The following is a 15,975-nucleotide window of genomic DNA, read 5'->3' on the forward strand; positions in this document are numbered from 1 at the left end:
TATGGACTACTTTTCAGAAAGCATCAAGAAAGCCATCCGCACGGTACCTGACTGGCCCAAGCCAGGGGTCGCCTTTCGCGATATCACCACCGTGTTGCAGGATCGCACGGCGTTCCGCAAGCTGATTGACGCCTTTGTGCACCGGTACCACGGCCACAGAGTCGACGCCGTTGCCGCCGTCGACGCCCGTGGTTTCATCATCGGTTCGGCGCTCGCCTATGAATTGAACGCCTCGCTGGTGCTGATCCGCAAGAAAGGCAAGCTGCCGTTCGATACGCTGGTGGAGGATTACGAACTGGAGTACGGCACAGCCTCGGTGGAACTGCACAAGGATGCCTTCAAACCCGGCGACAACGTGGTGCTGGTGGACGACCTGATCGCCACCGGCGGTACCATGCTGGCAGCTTCTCGCCTGATCCGCCGCATCGGCGCCGAGATTGTGGAAGTGGCCGCCATGATTGATCTTCCCGACCTCGGCGGCTCATGCAAGCTGCAGGAAGAAGGACTGAAGGTTTATACTGTGTGCTCATTTGATGGTGATTGAGGAGCGTTTGCTCCCTTGTCACCTCACACCACGGGAGCGGCCATGCCTGATTATCAGCACCACTGGAAAGACGGGACCCCGGTTCACCTGGCGCTGGGCAAGATTGTCTGCATCGGCCGCAACTACGCTGAGCACGCCCGGGAACTGAACAACCCGGTGCCGGATGAACCCCTGCTGTTCATCAAACCGGCGACCTCGGCGGTCCATATTACCCGCCCACTGGACTTTCCCCGCGACCGGGGTGGCGTTCATTTTGAGACCGAGCTTGCGGTGCTGATCGGCCGCCCTCTGACCAATGCCTCCGCCAGCGAGGCTGAAGGCGCCATTCTCGGCTACGGCCTTGCCCTGGATCTTACGCTGCGGGACCTGCAGACCCGACTCAAGGACAAGGGCCACCCCTGGGAACGCGCCAAAGCCTTTGACGGCGCCTGCCCGCTGTCGCCGTTCGTATCCGTTGACCGTCTGCGCCGGGACCACCTGACCTTCACTCTGGACATAAACCAGGAACGCCGGCAGACCGGCGACACCCGGGAAATGCTGAATCCGATCCTGCCGCTCATCGTACATATCAGTAGCCAGTTCACCCTGATGCCGGGAGATGTCGTGCTTACCGGCACCCCCAAAGGCGTTGGGGCACTGGAATCAGGACAGATATTGTCCCTGGAACTGGAAGATGCCTTGTTTGTGGAGACCACCGTGCTCTAGTGTGGGAACACGGATCTGCAATCCAGTTCAGGTCTATCGGCTTCACAGGACGACTATCAGGCATGGCAAAGAAACCGGTTACCACACGCAGCGGACGTTTTTTCAGACTGGCAGGCATGACGGCTTCCGTGGCCGGACAATACGCCGGTCAACGCGCCCGCCGGATATTCCGCAGCGAGGAAGACAACGAAGGCGCCCGCTCCGAAAGCTACACCCGCATGGCAGACCAGATTGTTGACACCCTCGGAGAACTCAAGGGTGCGGTAATGAAGGTCGGCCAGATCGCGTCCCAGACCCAGGATTTCCTGCCCAAGGAATTTTCAGACGCCCTTGAGCGGCTCCAGAAAGAAGCGCCGCCGATGCCCTTTGAGGTGATTATCGGTCAGGTAGAGAGCGAGCTGGGCAAACCGGTGTCGGAACTGTTCGAGTACCTGCAGGAGACGCCCTATGCCGCCGCCTCCATCGGCCAGGTTCATCGCGCCCGCCTGCACGACGGCACCGATGTGATCGTCAAGGTTCAGTACCCGGGCGTGGACGAGTCCTGCGACAGCGACCTGAAGCAGCTCCGGATGGCCCTGAAGCTCGGCGGCCTGCTGCGAATGCCCAAGGAACACGTGGACCAGTTGTTCGGTGAAATCCGCGTGAGGCTGAAAGAAGAGCTGGATTACGAGAACGAGGCGCGCAACCTGGAGCTCTTCCAGTCATTCCATGCCAATGACGACTGGATTGTTATCCCGAAAGTATTCGAGAGTCACTCTTCCAGGCGGGTTCTGACCATGGAACTGGTGGAAGGTGATCACATCAGCCGGGTCACACCGGAAAAATACGATCAGTACACCATCAACCTGATCGGCCACCGCATCTTTACCATGATGGCGGACCAGTTATTCCGCTACCAGTGCATCCATGGCGACCCTCACGCCGGTAACTTCGCGTACCGCCCGGATGGCACCGTCATTCTGTACGACTTTGGCTGCGTGAAGAAACTGAAGCCGGAAATCATCGAGGCTTATCGCAATGCCCTGGTATCCGCGCTGGAGGAAGACTACGCCGCCCTCGACCGTCACCTGATTGCGCTGGGCGCCCGGGTGGAAAGCCAGCCCGCGGTGGACGAGGCCTACTACGCCATGTGGCGGGATATTCTGATACAGCCGTTCAACAGCCATACCCCCTACGACTTCGCCGAGTCCGAGCTACACAAGGACGTCGCTGCCAAGACCACCACTGTGTTCAAGTACCTGGACTACTTCAAGCCGCCGGTAGAAAGCATTTTTATCGACCGCATGATTGCCGGACATTACTGGATGATGAAGCGACTGGGTGTCCAGGCAGCGTTCAGAGAAGAGCTTGAGAAATACCTGGGGCTATAGGCTCAGCCCCCGAAGCCATTCAGCCACCCCCTCACTGGCTCCCTTGCGAATCACCTGCGCCCTTGAGAGGCTTGCGGGCTCACCGGGATCGATGACCGTAATTGGCACATCATAATCCACCAGTTCCACCAGCCCTGCCGCGGGATAGACCTGCAGGGATGTACCCACAATAAGCAGGTGGTCCGCCGTGGGAACGATCTCGGCAGCGGCCCCGATCATCGGTACCTGCTCCCCGAACCACACGATATGGGGCCGCAGCTGGCAACCGCGTTCACAGGTGTCGCCGGGCTGGATGTCCCCAAAGCCGATGTCGTAGACCAGCTCAGGATGCCTGGAGCTGCGGGCCTTGGTAAGTTCACCGTGCAGGTGGATGACGCTGGTGGAGCCGCCACGCTCGTGCAGGTTGTCCACGTTCTGGGTGATGATGGTGACGCGGCAATGCTGCTCCAGCTCCGCCAGCAGGCGATGGGCGTCGTTGGGTTGTGCGGTCTCAAGCTGGCGCCGGCGCTCGTTATAGAAGCGCAACACCAGTTCCTGATTACGGGCGAAAGCCTCAGGAGTGGCAACGTCATACACACTGTGCTGCTCCCACAGCCCGCCATTGTCACGGAAGGTGGAGAGCCCGCTTTCGGCGCTCATGCCGGCGCCGGTGAGAACCACGATGTGATCTTTCATAGGGCAACGCTTTGACTGTTTCGGGATGTGCCTCAGAACCAGAGTTTTTCAGGCCGGCGCCGTTTTTCTACTCTGAGTCCCTTCTTCTCAAGGATAGCAACCAGTTCCTCGGTGTCATCAATATTGAGAAACGGCGCCAGGGAAATTTCTTCGCCCCGGAACTGAAGGTGAAGCTTTGGGGGCGTCCAGGGATGTCGCGGTACATCCTGCCACACACGGGTGTACTGCCGGGGCAGTTCCCACTCTTTCTCCTTGTGGGTCAGGCCTTTTTCCAGGCGTATCAGTTCCCGCGAGAAGGTGAGCACTTCCTGCCTCTGGCACTTGCGGGAGGTGTAGTAGAAACCGGCCGCCAGAGCCGCCAGTTCCAGGCCGGCAAACGGTAACACCGGCCAGGCTCCGACCAGAAGCATACCGGTGGAGATCACCATGGAAAGAATGAAGGCTGCCAGCCAGATGCGGATGTTCCCCTTCCAGCTCATGGAGCGGTTGGGGGTCAGGAGAAAACAGTCACCGTCACCCTCGGAAAGGGAAAGCTGCTCTACCATTGCGGTCACTCCGGGGAATCACCCGCACCGCCTGAGTGCATTCAGTCGAAGATCTTGCCCGGGTTCATCACCCGGTTGGGATCGAAGACCTGTTTAATGCCTCTCAGGTAGGCAATTTCAGCAGCGCTGCGGGTATATTCCAGATACGCTTTTTTGGTCATGCCGACGCCATGCTCTGCAGACACACTGCCCTGGTAGCGTTCGACAATCTCGAAAACCCATTTGTTCACCTGCTGGCATTTCTCGAAGAAATCCTCCTTGGCCATGTCTTCCGGCTTGAGGATATTCAGGTGCAGGTTGCCGTCACCAATGTGACCAAACCAGATAATTTCAAAATCCGGGTAATGCTCAGTCACGACCTCGTCGATTTCCTGCAGGAACCCTGGCACCCGGGAAACCACCACGGAGATATCATTCTTATACGGCGTACGCGGCGCAATGGACTCGGAAATGCGCTCCCGCAGTTGCCACAGGTTCTGGGCCTGGGTTTCGCTCTGGCTGATGACGCCATCCAGCACCCAGCCGTTCTCGACACACTGTTCAAACAGCTCCATGGCGTCGTCCATCACCTGGTCAGACACCGCCTCGAATTCCAGCAGCGCATAGTAGGGTGCTTCCGTTTCGAACGGCGCCTGTACCTGGCCGTGGGCCAGCACATGCCCCATGGCCTGGTGGGAGAAGAACTCGTAGGCCGTCAGGTCAATCTGCTTCTGGAAGGTCTGCAGCACATCCATGGTGTTGGTGAGGTCGTTCAGCCCCAACACCAGCACAGTCAGGTTGTCTGGCTTGCGGGACAGCTTCATGGTGGCTTCGGTGATGAAGCCCAGGGTGCCTTCGGCACCGATGAACAGATGGCGCAGGTCGTAACCGGTATTGTTCTTTTCCAGATCCTTGTTCAGGTCCAGGATATCGCCCTTGCCGGTCACTACCTTGAGGCCTGCGACCCAGTCCCTGCTCATGCCATAGCGGATCACCTTGATGCCGCCGGCATTAGTGGACAGGTTGCCACCCAACTGGCTGGAACCGGCCGAGGCAAAGTCCACCGGATAGTAAAGACCATTTTCTTCCGCGACATTCTGAAGCTGCTCAGTCACCACGCCGGCCTGGCATTTCATTGTGCGGTCGCTGGCGCTGAACTCAAGGATCCTGTTCATGTTGTCGAACGCCACCACAACTTCGCCATTGGCAGCCACTGCGCCGGCACTCAGGCCCGTGCGCCCGCCGGAAGGCACCAGCGCCACCTGGTTTTCGTTGGCAAACTTTACCAGCGCCTGCACCTGTTCAGTGGTTTTGGGAAGCACGATAGCCACCGGTTTGGGCGGATAGATTTTGGTCCAGTCCTTGCCGTAGTTCTCCAGGTCGGCCGCGTCTGTCAGCACTTTCCCGGGGCTTTGGCCCGTTTCCATCAGGTCTCTGAGGGAGGCAACGATCTGTTCAGAATTCATGGATAGTCCGGTCTCGCAAAGGGTTAATCAGGGCGCCAGCAGGCGAAGTTGATTCAGGTAACCTGGCGCGCTGTGAAAATCTGCGTTTATGGTATCATACCGCCCCTGTTCTGTGAGCCCGCCCGCTAACAGCGGCGCTCACAGGTCATTTCATGTGACGAAAGGTTCGGAATCAAGCCCATGTCAAATACGTCTCTTGAAAAGAGCAAAATTCGCATCCTGCTGCTGGAAGGCGTGCACCAGTCCGCCATCGATACCCTCAATGCCGCAGGTTATACGAACATCGAGTTCCTGACTCACTCGCTGGCCGAAGAAGAGCTTATCGAAAAGATCACTGACGCTCACTTCGTAGGTATCCGTTCACGCACCCAGCTGACAGAAAAGGTATTTGACGCTGCCCAGAAACTGGTAGCGGTGGGCTGTTTCTGCATTGGCACCAACCAGGTAGATCTCCAGGCGGCAACCCGTCGCGGCATTGCCGTTTTCAACGCACCTTTCTCCAATACGCGCAGTGTGGCGGAACTGGTTCTTGCACAGGCCATTCTTTTGCTCCGTGGCGTACCCGAGAAAAACGCCAAGGCCCATCGGGGAGAATGGCTGAAGTCCGCCAAGGACAGCTATGAAATCCGTGGCAAGAAACTGGGCATCATCGGTTACGGCAATATCGGCACCCAGTTCAGTGTCCTGGCGGAAGGCCTGGGCATGAACGTTTACTATTACGATGTGGTGTCCAAGCTTTCCATCGGTAATGCCACCCAGGTGGGTACCCTGCAGGAACTGCTGAACACCTGTGACGTGGTCAGCCTGCATGTACCGGAAACACCGGCGACCAAGTACATGTTCAAGGCAGAGCAGTTTGCCCAGATGAAACCGGGCAGCATCCTGATGAATGCCTCAAGGGGCACCGTGGTGGACATCGATGCGCTGGCGGATGCTCTGCGAAGTAGCAAACTTCTGGGGGCAGCAATTGATGTCTTCCCGGTAGAGCCCAAGTCCAACGACGAGGAATTCGTGTCGCCACTGAGGGAATTCGATAACGTTATCCTGACTCCACACGTTGGCGGCTCGACCATTGAAGCGCAGGAAAACATCGGGCGTGAAGTCGCGGAAAAGCTTGCCATGTACAGCGATAACGGCACCTCCGTGTCCTCTGTAAACTTCCCGGAAGTGGCCCTGCCCTCACACCCGAACCAGCATCGCCTGCTGCACATTCACGAGAACGTGCCGGGTGTCATGTCGGAAATCAACCAGGTGTTTTCAGAAAACGGCATCAATATCTGTGGCCAGTACCTGCAAACCACCGAAAACATCGGCTATGTCGTGATTGACGTGGACAAGGAATATGGCGAGCTGGCCTTAGAGAAGCTGCTGAAAGTCAAAGGCACCATCCGCTGCCGCGTACTGTTCTGATCTCACCACACAGAGCATGTGATCACAAGCCGGGGCCAGCAGGTCCCGGCTTTTTTATGGCCAATCAGGCCAACTCCGGGAAATTACCTTATCTTAACGGGTTTTCGGATCCATTGACCTTGAGATGTCATCAGATGCAACCATTGTAGAGATGTGGGCTTTTCAATGGTGTCCAACAATCACTTCAAGGAGCATTTCATGTCACTGAGGGAGTCACTGCAGAAAAAACTGGAAACCCAGACCGAGTACTGGAGCAAGCAGATCAAGAGCCTGCAGGCCGATGCCGAAGAGAAGATGGCAAAAGCCGAAGACGATCAGGCAGAAGCTGAAATACAGAAAGACTTTTCCAAGCGCATCCAGTCACTGGAAAAACATATTGAAGAGGCGCGCAAAAAGATTTCGGAAATCCGGGATTCAGGGGAAGATCATTTGAAGGATCTCAAGACAAGAATTGACGACTGGTTGCCCGGCGGCAAAAACTGACCCGGCAGACTACCGTCAGGTAATAAAAAGCCCGGCATCGCTTTCGCCGCGATGCCGGGCTTTTATGTTACTCCATGGGAACCAGTGTCAGCTCAACACGGCGATTCTGTTCGCGGCCAGAAGACGTATCGTTGGAGGCCACCGGATAACGGGGACCATAACCAACGGCACGCGTGCGCTTGGACTCAATACCCTGGTTCAGCAGGAAGTCCCGAACGGACGAGGCCCTGCGCTCGCTCAGCAACTGGTTGTAGTCGCGGGAACCGGTGCTGTCGGTGTGGCCCTCAATCTGGATGATGGTCTTGTCGTATTCCTTAAGCACAAGCCCTACGGATTCAAGCGTATCGCTGAAAGACGGTTTGATGGTGGATTCATTCACATCGAACGTGATGTTGCCGGGCATGACAAGCTCGATCTCATCACCGTTGCGCACCACACGAACACCTGAGCCCTCAAGCTTGCGGCGCAGTTCTGCTTCCTGTTTGTCCATGTAGTAGCCGATACCACCGCCAACCGCCGCACCCGATGCGGCGCCAATCAGCGCACCCTTGCCCCGGTCACTGCTACTGGAGGTTGCCGCACCTACAGCCGCACCGCCAATGGCACCAATAATACTACCCTTGGTAGCGCTTGAGGTTTTCTCTTCCCCGGTATAAGGGTCGTATGTCATACAGCCGCCCAGACCAACAGTGGCGACTGCAAAAGCAACAATTGTTTTCTTCACGGCGTTCTCCAAAGTCTTTCCAAGGTATTCCTGATAGCGGAACTATCCCGCTCTGCACTTTCCTTGACAGGCTTCCGAAAGGAGGCTGTCAAGGTCGCCTTCAAAAGTATCCACAATGGCGTTGAATACCGTTGCCTGCAAATCCTGAGCTTCGTTTACCAGATGATGACGACCATCCGGTATCCGGAGTTCCTCAACCGAGGCAAATTTGTTGCGGATGATCCGCAGATTGTGCTGCCAGTCGACGGTCAGGTCTTTCTCGCCCTGCACGACGGTGATGGGAAAATCTACCGGGCGGGCGGACTCTATATGGGGGACCCAGCGCCTCAAAGCCGTTACCCAGTCCACATGGACGGCCCTCGCCTGGAGCGGATCATGCTCCTTCAGGAAGCTCAGAAACCGGGAGTTGCCGCTGTTCGCGCCAAAAACCCGGGCCCACCGGGAAACAAACGGTTTGACCAGGCTGTGAAGGATCTTTGCTCCCAGCCAGCCCATAGGGCGTATCAGCGGGGCCAACAGTACAACCCGCCGGAAGTCCGACGTTTCAGGGGTATGGTGATTGGTCAGCAGATAATCAATCAGAATCGCGCCACCGGTACTCTGCCCGACGGCATACCACGGGGATCTTACCTTGCCTCTGACACTGGCCATCACATCGGTCAGTACCGCCTGATACTCCAGAAAATTGCCAATTGCCGCAGGCGTGCCGCTGGACAACCCGTGCCCCGGCTGGTCATACGCGAGCACGTCAAATCCGGCACCAAGGCAACGGTCAATCAGCTGGCTGTAAAGGCCGACGTGGTCGAAGTAACCATGCAGGATAAAGACAGTGCCTTTGGACGGTTCTTTTCCCGGCAGCTTGAAATAATGCACCATTACCTGGTGCCGGTCCGCCATCACATAGCCCTGATGATAGGAAACATCCGGGTGCTCTACCCAGAGATCCAGCCCGTAGAACCGACAGTAGGCGACCATGTCCTCGCCAAGCGCTTCCTGGCGTTCGGGATCAAATGGCTCCAGCCTTTCCAGTAGCGATGCCCGGTTCCAGTTCGGAATTTCTATGGTATCTGTTTTCCAGTACACGTAGAGTTAAACGCCTGTCATTTATCGGTGCGAAGATGGCGGGGTAGCCATGAATGAGCTGTGCCGTTAGGTTAGCACACCACAACACCTTATAGGCCGTTAAAGCGGAGTAAGCAATGATACAGACTGCACTGGAAACCGGGCTACGCCAGACCATGATGCGGCTGGTCAGGCCGTTGCTGCATCCCGCCGTTCCGGTCAGTATCCAGCGCCGTCTGGTGAGCAAAGCCTATCGAACCTCTATCCCGCCAAAGGGCACCCGCTTTGACGATATCGAGGCCGGAGGCCTTGCGATGACGCGGGTTCACCATGGTGACAGCCCGAGCGGGGTGGTGCTGTATTTTCACGGTGGCGGTTATATCATCGGTTCCGCCCGCACCCATCGGGGCATCACCGGACACCTGGCAAAAGCCAGCGGCGCCATGGTAATCGTCCCTGATTACCGGCTTGCTCCGGAAAATCCCTACCCTGCAGCGCTGGACGATGCGGAAAACGTCTATCTTGCCCTGATTGATGAAGGTCACCCACCGGCATCGCTCAGCCTTGCGGGCGACTCAGCAGGAGGTGGGCTGGCCATTGCACTGGCAATGAGCCTGCGCGACAAGGGGTTGCCACTGCCCTCATCGCTGATGATGATGTCCCCCTGGACCGACCTCTCGAATGCCCACCTTTATGCTCCGGAATGCGAACCGGTCCTGCAAAGACGCTGGATCGACAAGGCTGCCCGGCTATACTGCGGCAGTGAGCCTGTTTCCAACCCTTATGTGTCACCGGTTTACGGAGACCTGTCGGGCTTGCCGCCAATGCTGATTCAGGTGGGCAGCCAGGAAATCCTGCTGAATGACGCCCAGAGACTGGCGGACTTGGCAAACCGGTGCAATGTCGATGCCCGCCTGGAGATCTATAACAGCCTGTGGCATGTGTTCCAGGTACATGCCGGACAACTTGACCGGGCAACCGAGGCGCTGGCAACTGCCGGGGATTACATTCGTCGGCATCTCGTCGCCTGATAGCAGCTCAACGATCTGTCGCTCAGGTCTCCGAACCTTCCTCTCCGGTCAGATCCGGCAGAAGCAGGCCACCTCGAACCAGTGCCTCTTTCTGCTGCCGCGGCCAGCGTTTGATCTGCCACTCCAGTTTCGACGCCGTTGCCCGGTTACAGGTCTCCGCAGAGAAAACCAGCTCAAGGGGCCCTTTCCCCCGCAGACTTCTGGCGCCCTTCCCGCCGCCGGCCTGGTGCTCGGAAAAACGTCTGGCCACATCGGTTGTTATGCCGGTATAAAGGGCTCCCTTGGCGGTTCGCACCATATAGATGTACCACTGGCTCATGGGGATGTTGCCCTGACCATTTTATCCCGCGCCTTGCGCTGTTGAATCCACAGCCCGGTCACAATCAGCACCAGGCCAATATAGGTTGACGGCAGAATGATTTCGCCGAGGATGAAATAAATAAACACCAGTGACAGGAACGGGGAAATGAAGATCAGATTGCTCACCCGCGATGTATTTTCCGCCTTCTTCATGGCATAGGACCACAGGACAAAAGCAATTCCCATCTCGAACACGCCCACGTAGATGGCAGCGGTGAGACCGGTTCCAGGGCTGAAATCAAATCCCGCCGTCACGGCACAGACCACCACAATCACCGGTAGGCCACAGAGGAAGTTCAGAAACAGTCCCACAACCGGATCCCGGGTGTCCCGTGTGGCAATGATCCAGTAGGACGCCCACACCAGGGTGCTGCCAATTGCAAACGCGACTCCCAGCGGGTCGGAAAATGTCAGCGAAAGAACATCACCGCGGGTAGCAATCACCACCACGCCGCTGTAACAGACCAGTCCGGCAATTATGTCTGCCGCTTTCAGGCGCTGCCCCAGAAAGGGCACGGAGAGATAGGCCAACACCAGCGCCCAGGTATAATTCAGGGGCTGCGCCTCCTGGGCGGGGAGTCGATCAAAAGCGCCGAAAAGCAGGAAATAATAAAGGCAGGGATTGATCAGCCCCATGCCCATGGACTGCAGGTACTGGCGCCTGCTCAACTGGAAAACCAGGTGCCAGCGACGCTGGACCAGCAGCACCAGCGCCATAACCAGCACCGAAGCGGAACAGGCTATAACCAGCATCTGGATGGGGCTCAGCTCCCGCAGCGACAGCTTGAACGCCGTGGCGACCGTTGACCACAGCAGCACTGTACCCAGGCCATAAAGCATGGCCTGCTTCTGGTTAGTCATTGGCCTCGTCCTTCTCGCTGTCCAGCCAGCGATACAGAGTGCGACGATTGACTCCCAGTATTTGCGCTGCACGCCGTTTATTCCCATCCACGGCACTGATCACTCGCCCGACATAGTCCTGCTGAACCTGCTCCAGGGTAGGCCAGTCGGCCAGCTTGCCTGTGGGCAGCCCTGGCCTTGCTTCAGGTGTATCAGTCTGGCGCTTTCGAATGCGCGCGGGCAGATGTTCTGGAAGAATCATGTCGCCATCGCAAAAGGTCACCGCCCGTTCTATGGCACTGCCCAACTCTCTTACATTGCCCGGGAACGGGTAATCGGAGAGGATCTGCGATGCCACCTCGCTCAGCTGCAGAAAGCCACGATTGTGCCGCCTGGCTGAATCCTGCAGAAAGTGCATGGCAAGAAGGTCTACATCGTCTCCGCGCTCCCTGAGCGGGGGCACAAACAGGGTCAGGGTTTCCAGCCGGTAATAAAGATCTTCCCGGAAACTCCCCTGTTCCACCGCCTTGATCAGGTCCTGGTGGGTGGCAGCGATGATACGCACATCCACCTTTTCCTCCTGGTCCGCACCCACCGGCTTGATGGTGCCCTCCTGCAGCACCCGCAACAGCTTTGCCTGCAATGCCAGAGGCATTTCCCCGATCTCATCCAGCAGCAGCGTGCCACCATCCGCTTCCGCAAACAGGCCCCGGCGGGCGGACTTTGCACCCGTGAAAGCACCTGCTTCATGGCCAAAGAATTCGCTTTCCATCAGTTCCTGGGGAATACCGGCGCAGTTGACCGGGATAAAAGGCCGGTTCCTGCGGTCACTCTCATCGTGGATGGCACGGGCCACCAGCTCCTTGCCAGTCCCGCTTTCTCCGCTGACCAGAACCGCAGCCTGGCTTCTGGCGACCTGCTTGATTTCGTTTCTCAGCTGCATCATGGCCCGGTTTTCACCCACCAATCCCAGCGAGTTGTCCTCGGTGGTCTGCGACTTGTAACGGGCCAGTTCGCTGGTAACGGCGGCATGGGCCAGCAGACGCTTGATCTTCAATCTCAGATGATCGGTGGAAAGCGGCTTGGTAAGAAAGTCATCGGCCCCTGCCTTGAGAGCCTCCACGGCCTGGTCGACAGTGCCGAAAGCGGTAATGATAATAAAAGGCACCGAGGCGCCCCCTGCCTGCAGTTGCCGGAGTATCGACAGCCCATCACCATCCGGAAGCCGGAGGTCCGAGACAATCAGGTCCGCGTCTGATTCCATGGCGAGTCTGCGCCCTTCCTCGGCAGTTCCGGCACAGCTGACCCGGTAGCCATCCACCTCAAGCTCTTCCGCCAGCAGTGTTCGCAGGCTGGCATCGTCTTCCACCAGCAGGATCGAGGATGGATTACGACTCATGACTGACCTCCCCATGGGCCTCATTGTGTTGATATACCGGCCAGAACGTGGACATCCGGCATCCGCCTTCCGGGTTTGAACCCACTTCAATCCGGCCACCATGCTCCTTGAGCACACTGCCCACAACCGCCAGACCCAGCCCGGTTCCTTCACCGGCGGCACGGGTGCTGAAGAAGGGCTCGAATATCCGTTCACGCATGGCTTCCTCGATCCCCGGGCCGTCGTCGTCTACCCGCAACTCCCAAAGCCCGTCGTGCTCGAGAAGTGTGACCGTCACCGCCGAATTTGCCGCCTGGCAGGCATTACGGATGATATTCACGCATGCCATGTCAAGGCGGGTCGGCTCTGCCAGTATGTCTGCCTTGGTGTCGGGAATCTTGGAGCGGATCTCCACGCCCTGACACCTCGGTTCCTCACCAATTCGGTCCAGCACCTCCCTTGCCGTTGCCACCAGATCCGTCTTCCGCCGGGAGTCTGGCACGTGCCTGAAACAATCCAGTAACTGCTGGATAATCAGCGTCATGCGCTCGACCTGATGCTCTATATCCTTCAGATGCCGCCTGTCGCCCTCAGCCAGATCACCTCGCCCCAGTATATTGGCGCGGCCCTGGATCACGCTCAGTGGCGCACCCAGTTCGTGTGCGACGCCGCCGGCCACACGGCCGATCATGGCCACCTTTTCCTGGTATTCGAGTTGCTCCGCGAGCTCCCGCTCACGTTCAACGCTCTCCCTGATTTCCGTTTCCGCGTCCATCATGCGCTCGCCCATGTCGCGCAAACCTTCGTGAATCTGCCGCAGCTCTCTCGGGCCTGCAGGTGGCTCTTCAACCTGCCAACGACCGGGAGCCATCCGCTCCATGATTTCTAGCAACCGACTGACATGACGCCCAACAGCGCCATAGTGACCCAGTACCACAACGAGAATGACCATCAGCGATACCACTGACCAGATACTCACAGCCCAGATACGGCTGGATGCCACCAGCTCATGGAAATCACTGCGTTTACGGGTGACCTGGAGCAGGCCCTGGATCCGCCCATCAGCGGCAATCAGCGGTGTGAACTGGGAGAAAACAGAAACACCGTCCACCCTGCGGAACGCACCGTCCAACTCGCCGCTGTCAATCACCCGCTCAGCACTGACACTGCGGGTAACGTCAGTATCCGCCACACCCAGGCTGGCGATCTGCCTGCCATCCTCATCAAACACAGAAGCACCGAATACGCGACCAATCCGGAATATGGACTTCAGCGACTCGCCCATCACGATTTCATCGCCATCAGACATGGCTTGCGAGAGAGGCCCGCTGACGGCTCGGGCCACAAGTTCAAGGTCCTCCCTCAGCCGGTCGTTCAGGTTTTCCTCCACAGCACCAAGCCCGACATAAATAGCGACGCCACTGAACGCCATCAGTGGAACAACAATGCTCAGCAACAGGGTCAGCCGCAATGAACGAAACATTTCGCGCGCGGTGAGCACGGACCTTTTCATAACCAACTCCGACAAAGTGTCACACACCTATGCCACATGTGACATTTAGCCACAAGAAATATTACTCAACGGTAACGGCTGATGATCAACAACCCTTTGTTTTCAAATGTTATTTTTGAATTATTGAAAACTGGCACGGGCCTTGAAAGAGCAAGATTATCACGGCGACTGAATAACACTTCGGTTTGATAAAGAAAGACTGGTTGCGCTGAGCGCAGCGTCTGAACAACAGCAAAGGAGAGATTTATGAACAAGCTACTCGTTTCACTGGCAGCATCCCTGGCACTGCTGGCCGCTGGCCCCGCTCTCGCCCAGGAAAGCGAGCAGAACCCGGAGTCCGCTGACACTGACGGTGGATACAGCGACCCGGCCTCGGCAGGCAGCCAGGACACCAACTTTTCTGACGAGCAGTTGAAGCAATTCGTAGAAGCTCAGGAAGGCATCAATGACATCCGTGACGAGTACATGGAGAAAATTGAAGCTGCCGATTCCCAGCAGAAAGCTCAGGAACTGCAGATGGAAGCCAACGATGAGATGGTCACCGTGATTGAGGACGCCGGTATGGATATCCCGACCTACAACTCAATCGCAACCGCGTACAACAGCGAGCCGGAAGTACGGAACCGCGTTGACGCGCTGATGTAAGCCAGTCCCTGCGATCGTGTCGTTTCGGGCCCCGCGAATGCGGGGCCTTTTTGTTTGTCCCTGACGGTCAGCCACAAACCACTGGGCCGGTGTATTGTGGTACCTTGCTTAAAAGGATCAGTTGATAACGGCCGGAGACAGTAAATGCGACGACTTTGCCATTGGCGAACCCCTTTGTTTGCAATGGTCATCCTGCTTCTGGCGGGCTGCTCGGACAGCCCGTCCCCAACCACCGACAGCGACGATGACAGTGAAAAGCCGACCTACCCGGTCACCTGGCGGTTCGCGCTGGAAGAGATTGAAGGCAGCGTCCAGCACGAATATGCAATGGAGCTGAAAGAGCGCATCGAGAGCATTTCAGACGGCAACATCCTGATCGACATTTTCCCCTACGGCTCCATCGGAACATCCATCCAGCTGACCGAACTCGCCCGCGAAGGCTCCGTCCACCTTGCCTTCGCATCCCCCGGGCACCTGGCCGATGTGGTTCCGGAAACCGGCGTTTTCACGCTTCACTTTCTACTGTCAGATGATGAAAACGTAACCCGGGACATTCTGGCCAGCGACAGGTTGATGCAGGCATTCAGCGAACCCTATGGGGAGCAGAACCTCAAACTTCTGGGTTTTGTCCCCGAAGGCTGGATGGCATGGACCGCCAATAAGCCCCTGAGGACACCGGCTGACTTTGAAGGACTCGCCATCCGTACCATGACGTCGGAGATCGCGGCCGAGGCATTCAAGGCCTACGGTGCCCAACCAGCCCCGACACCCTTTTCACAGGTCTACAGTGACCTCCAGTTACGCCGTATCGACGGACAGACCAATCCGGTTTTTGCTATTGAGGAAATGGGCTTCTATGAGGTCCAGAACGCCATGACGTTCGCCAGGCCGGCCCAGTTCGTCACCTCGGTGGTCTCCAACAAAGAATGGTTTGATGCCCTCCCCGATGATCAGAAACGCTGGCTGAAAGACGCCCTGGACGAGGTAACACCTCTTGCCTACGAGGTACAGGCCGAGCTGAATGCCAGCCGCCTTGAAACCATCCGGCAAAATAGCAATATCCGCACCATTGAATTGACAGACGGCGAGCGTGAGCGTTTCCGCGAGGCAAGCCTGCCGGTTCGTGAAGCCTACACACGGATTGCTGGAGAACGGGGCGAGGCAATTCTGGAACAGATTATCGAGATGGTCGACGAGGCGGAATCTGAGGCTGAGACTAAAGGTCAGGGTAGCTGAACAAGCCGG

General features: G+C 57.4%; 17 protein-coding genes. 8 read left to right on the forward strand and 9 right to left on the reverse strand.

Going from position 1 to position 15,975, the window contains the following annotated elements; all coding sequences use genetic code 11:
• The first annotated feature begins 1 nt into the window (after position 1).
• From ACESMB_RS03400 to ACESMB_RS03410, 3 genes are all read left to right on the forward strand, one after another.
• The gene (locus ACESMB_RS03400; RefSeq protein WP_372925189.1) at positions 2-544 is read left to right on the forward strand and encodes an adenine phosphoribosyltransferase; all 543 of its coding nucleotides are present in this window, start codon (positions 2-4) and stop codon (positions 542-544) included.
• Between the two features lie 42 nt (positions 545-586).
• Positions 587-1,249, forward strand: coding sequence for a fumarylacetoacetate hydrolase family protein (locus tag ACESMB_RS03405; protein WP_372925190.1), 663 nt, complete (start codon positions 587-589; stop codon positions 1,247-1,249).
• A gap of 62 nt (positions 1,250-1,311) precedes the next feature.
• Positions 1,312-2,619: an ABC1 kinase family protein gene (locus ACESMB_RS03410; protein ID WP_372925191.1), complete on the forward strand. Its 1,308-nt coding sequence runs from the start codon at positions 1,312-1,314 to the stop codon at positions 2,617-2,619.
• Here the strand turns inward: ACESMB_RS03410 and ACESMB_RS03415 are convergent.
• From ACESMB_RS03415 to ACESMB_RS03425, 3 genes are read right to left on the reverse strand one after another with little or no spacing between them, the layout of a single operon-like run.
• Positions 2,614-3,294, reverse strand: a complete 681-nt coding sequence (locus tag ACESMB_RS03415) for an SIR2 family NAD-dependent protein deacylase (RefSeq protein WP_372925192.1) — start codon at positions 3,292-3,294, stop codon at positions 2,614-2,616. The genes ACESMB_RS03410 and ACESMB_RS03415 overlap by 6 nt on opposite strands.
• Before the next feature lie 32 nt (positions 3,295-3,326).
• Entirely contained in the window at positions 3,327-3,839 is a 513-nt protein-coding gene (locus ACESMB_RS03420) for a DUF2244 domain-containing protein (protein ID WP_372925193.1), read from the reverse strand.
• Between the two features lie 41 nt (positions 3,840-3,880).
• Positions 3,881-5,284: an FAD-binding oxidoreductase gene (locus ACESMB_RS03425; RefSeq protein ID WP_372970906.1), complete on the reverse strand. Its 1,404-nt coding sequence runs from the start codon at positions 5,282-5,284 to the stop codon at positions 3,881-3,883.
• 180 nt (positions 5,285-5,464) lie between these two features.
• On the opposite strand from ACESMB_RS03425, the gene serA reads away from it, so the two are divergent.
• Positions 5,465-6,694, forward strand: coding sequence for a phosphoglycerate dehydrogenase (gene serA / locus ACESMB_RS03430; RefSeq protein ID WP_372925195.1), 1,230 nt, complete (start codon positions 5,465-5,467; stop codon positions 6,692-6,694).
• A gap of 198 nt (positions 6,695-6,892) precedes the next feature.
• Positions 6,893-7,177 carry a hypothetical protein gene (locus ACESMB_RS03435; protein WP_372970907.1) on the forward strand — a complete coding sequence of 95 codons (285 nt, stop codon included), beginning with the start codon at positions 6,893-6,895 and terminating at the stop codon, positions 7,175-7,177.
• Positions 7,178-7,244: 67 nt separating this feature from the next.
• On the opposite strand, the gene ACESMB_RS03440 is transcribed toward ACESMB_RS03435, so the two are convergent.
• The gene (locus tag ACESMB_RS03440; RefSeq protein WP_372925197.1) at positions 7,245-7,901 is read right to left on the reverse strand and encodes an OmpA family protein; all 657 of its coding nucleotides are present in this window, start codon (positions 7,899-7,901) and stop codon (positions 7,245-7,247) included.
• 42 nt (positions 7,902-7,943) lie between these two features.
• Positions 7,944-8,984 carry an alpha/beta hydrolase gene (locus ACESMB_RS03445; RefSeq protein ID WP_372970908.1) on the reverse strand — a complete coding sequence of 347 codons (1,041 nt, stop codon included), beginning with the start codon at positions 8,982-8,984 and terminating at the stop codon, positions 7,944-7,946.
• A 116-nt stretch (positions 8,985-9,100) separates the two neighbouring features.
• On the opposite strand from ACESMB_RS03445, the gene ACESMB_RS03450 reads away from it, so the two are divergent.
• The gene (locus tag ACESMB_RS03450; RefSeq protein WP_372970909.1) at positions 9,101-9,994 is read left to right on the forward strand and encodes an alpha/beta hydrolase; all 894 of its coding nucleotides are present in this window, start codon (positions 9,101-9,103) and stop codon (positions 9,992-9,994) included.
• A 22-nt stretch (positions 9,995-10,016) separates the two neighbouring features.
• Here the strand turns inward: ACESMB_RS03450 and ACESMB_RS03455 are convergent, their stop codons facing one another.
• Genes ACESMB_RS03455 through ACESMB_RS03470 form a run of 4 tightly spaced genes read right to left on the reverse strand, consistent with a single transcriptional unit; the run spans position 10,017 to position 14,085 of the window.
• Positions 10,017-10,313 (reverse strand): GIY-YIG nuclease family protein, encoded by a 297-nt coding sequence (locus ACESMB_RS03455; RefSeq protein ID WP_372925200.1) that lies wholly within the window; start codon positions 10,311-10,313, stop codon positions 10,017-10,019.
• Positions 10,310-11,215, reverse strand: coding sequence for a DMT family transporter (locus ACESMB_RS03460; protein WP_372970910.1), 906 nt, complete (start codon positions 11,213-11,215; stop codon positions 10,310-10,312). The genes ACESMB_RS03455 and ACESMB_RS03460 overlap by 4 nt, the downstream gene beginning before the upstream one ends.
• A complete protein-coding gene (locus ACESMB_RS03465; protein ID WP_372970911.1) occupies positions 11,208-12,593 on the reverse strand; it encodes a sigma-54-dependent transcriptional regulator in 1,386 nt (461 codons plus the stop codon). The genes ACESMB_RS03460 and ACESMB_RS03465 overlap by 8 nt, the downstream gene beginning before the upstream one ends.
• Positions 12,583-14,085 (reverse strand): ATP-binding protein, encoded by a 1,503-nt coding sequence (locus ACESMB_RS03470; protein ID WP_372925203.1) that lies wholly within the window; start codon positions 14,083-14,085, stop codon positions 12,583-12,585. The genes ACESMB_RS03465 and ACESMB_RS03470 overlap by 11 nt, the downstream gene beginning before the upstream one ends.
• A 246-nt stretch (positions 14,086-14,331) precedes the next feature.
• On the opposite strand from ACESMB_RS03470, the gene ACESMB_RS03475 reads away from it, so the two are divergent.
• Together ACESMB_RS03475 and dctP are read left to right on the forward strand one after the other, a co-directional pair.
• Complete coding sequence (locus ACESMB_RS03475; protein ID WP_372925204.1) at positions 14,332-14,730, forward strand: DUF4168 domain-containing protein; 399 nt, start codon at positions 14,332-14,334, stop codon at positions 14,728-14,730.
• Positions 14,731-14,874: 144 nt separating this feature from the next.
• Positions 14,875-15,966: a TRAP transporter substrate-binding protein DctP gene (gene dctP / locus ACESMB_RS03480; RefSeq protein ID WP_372925205.1), complete on the forward strand. Its 1,092-nt coding sequence runs from the start codon at positions 14,875-14,877 to the stop codon at positions 15,964-15,966.
• Positions 15,967-15,975: the final 9 nt, after the last annotated feature.

It is taken from the genome of Marinobacter sp. (assembly GCF_041686475.1).
Taxonomy (GTDB): domain Bacteria; phylum Pseudomonadota; class Gammaproteobacteria; order Pseudomonadales; family Oleiphilaceae; genus Marinobacter.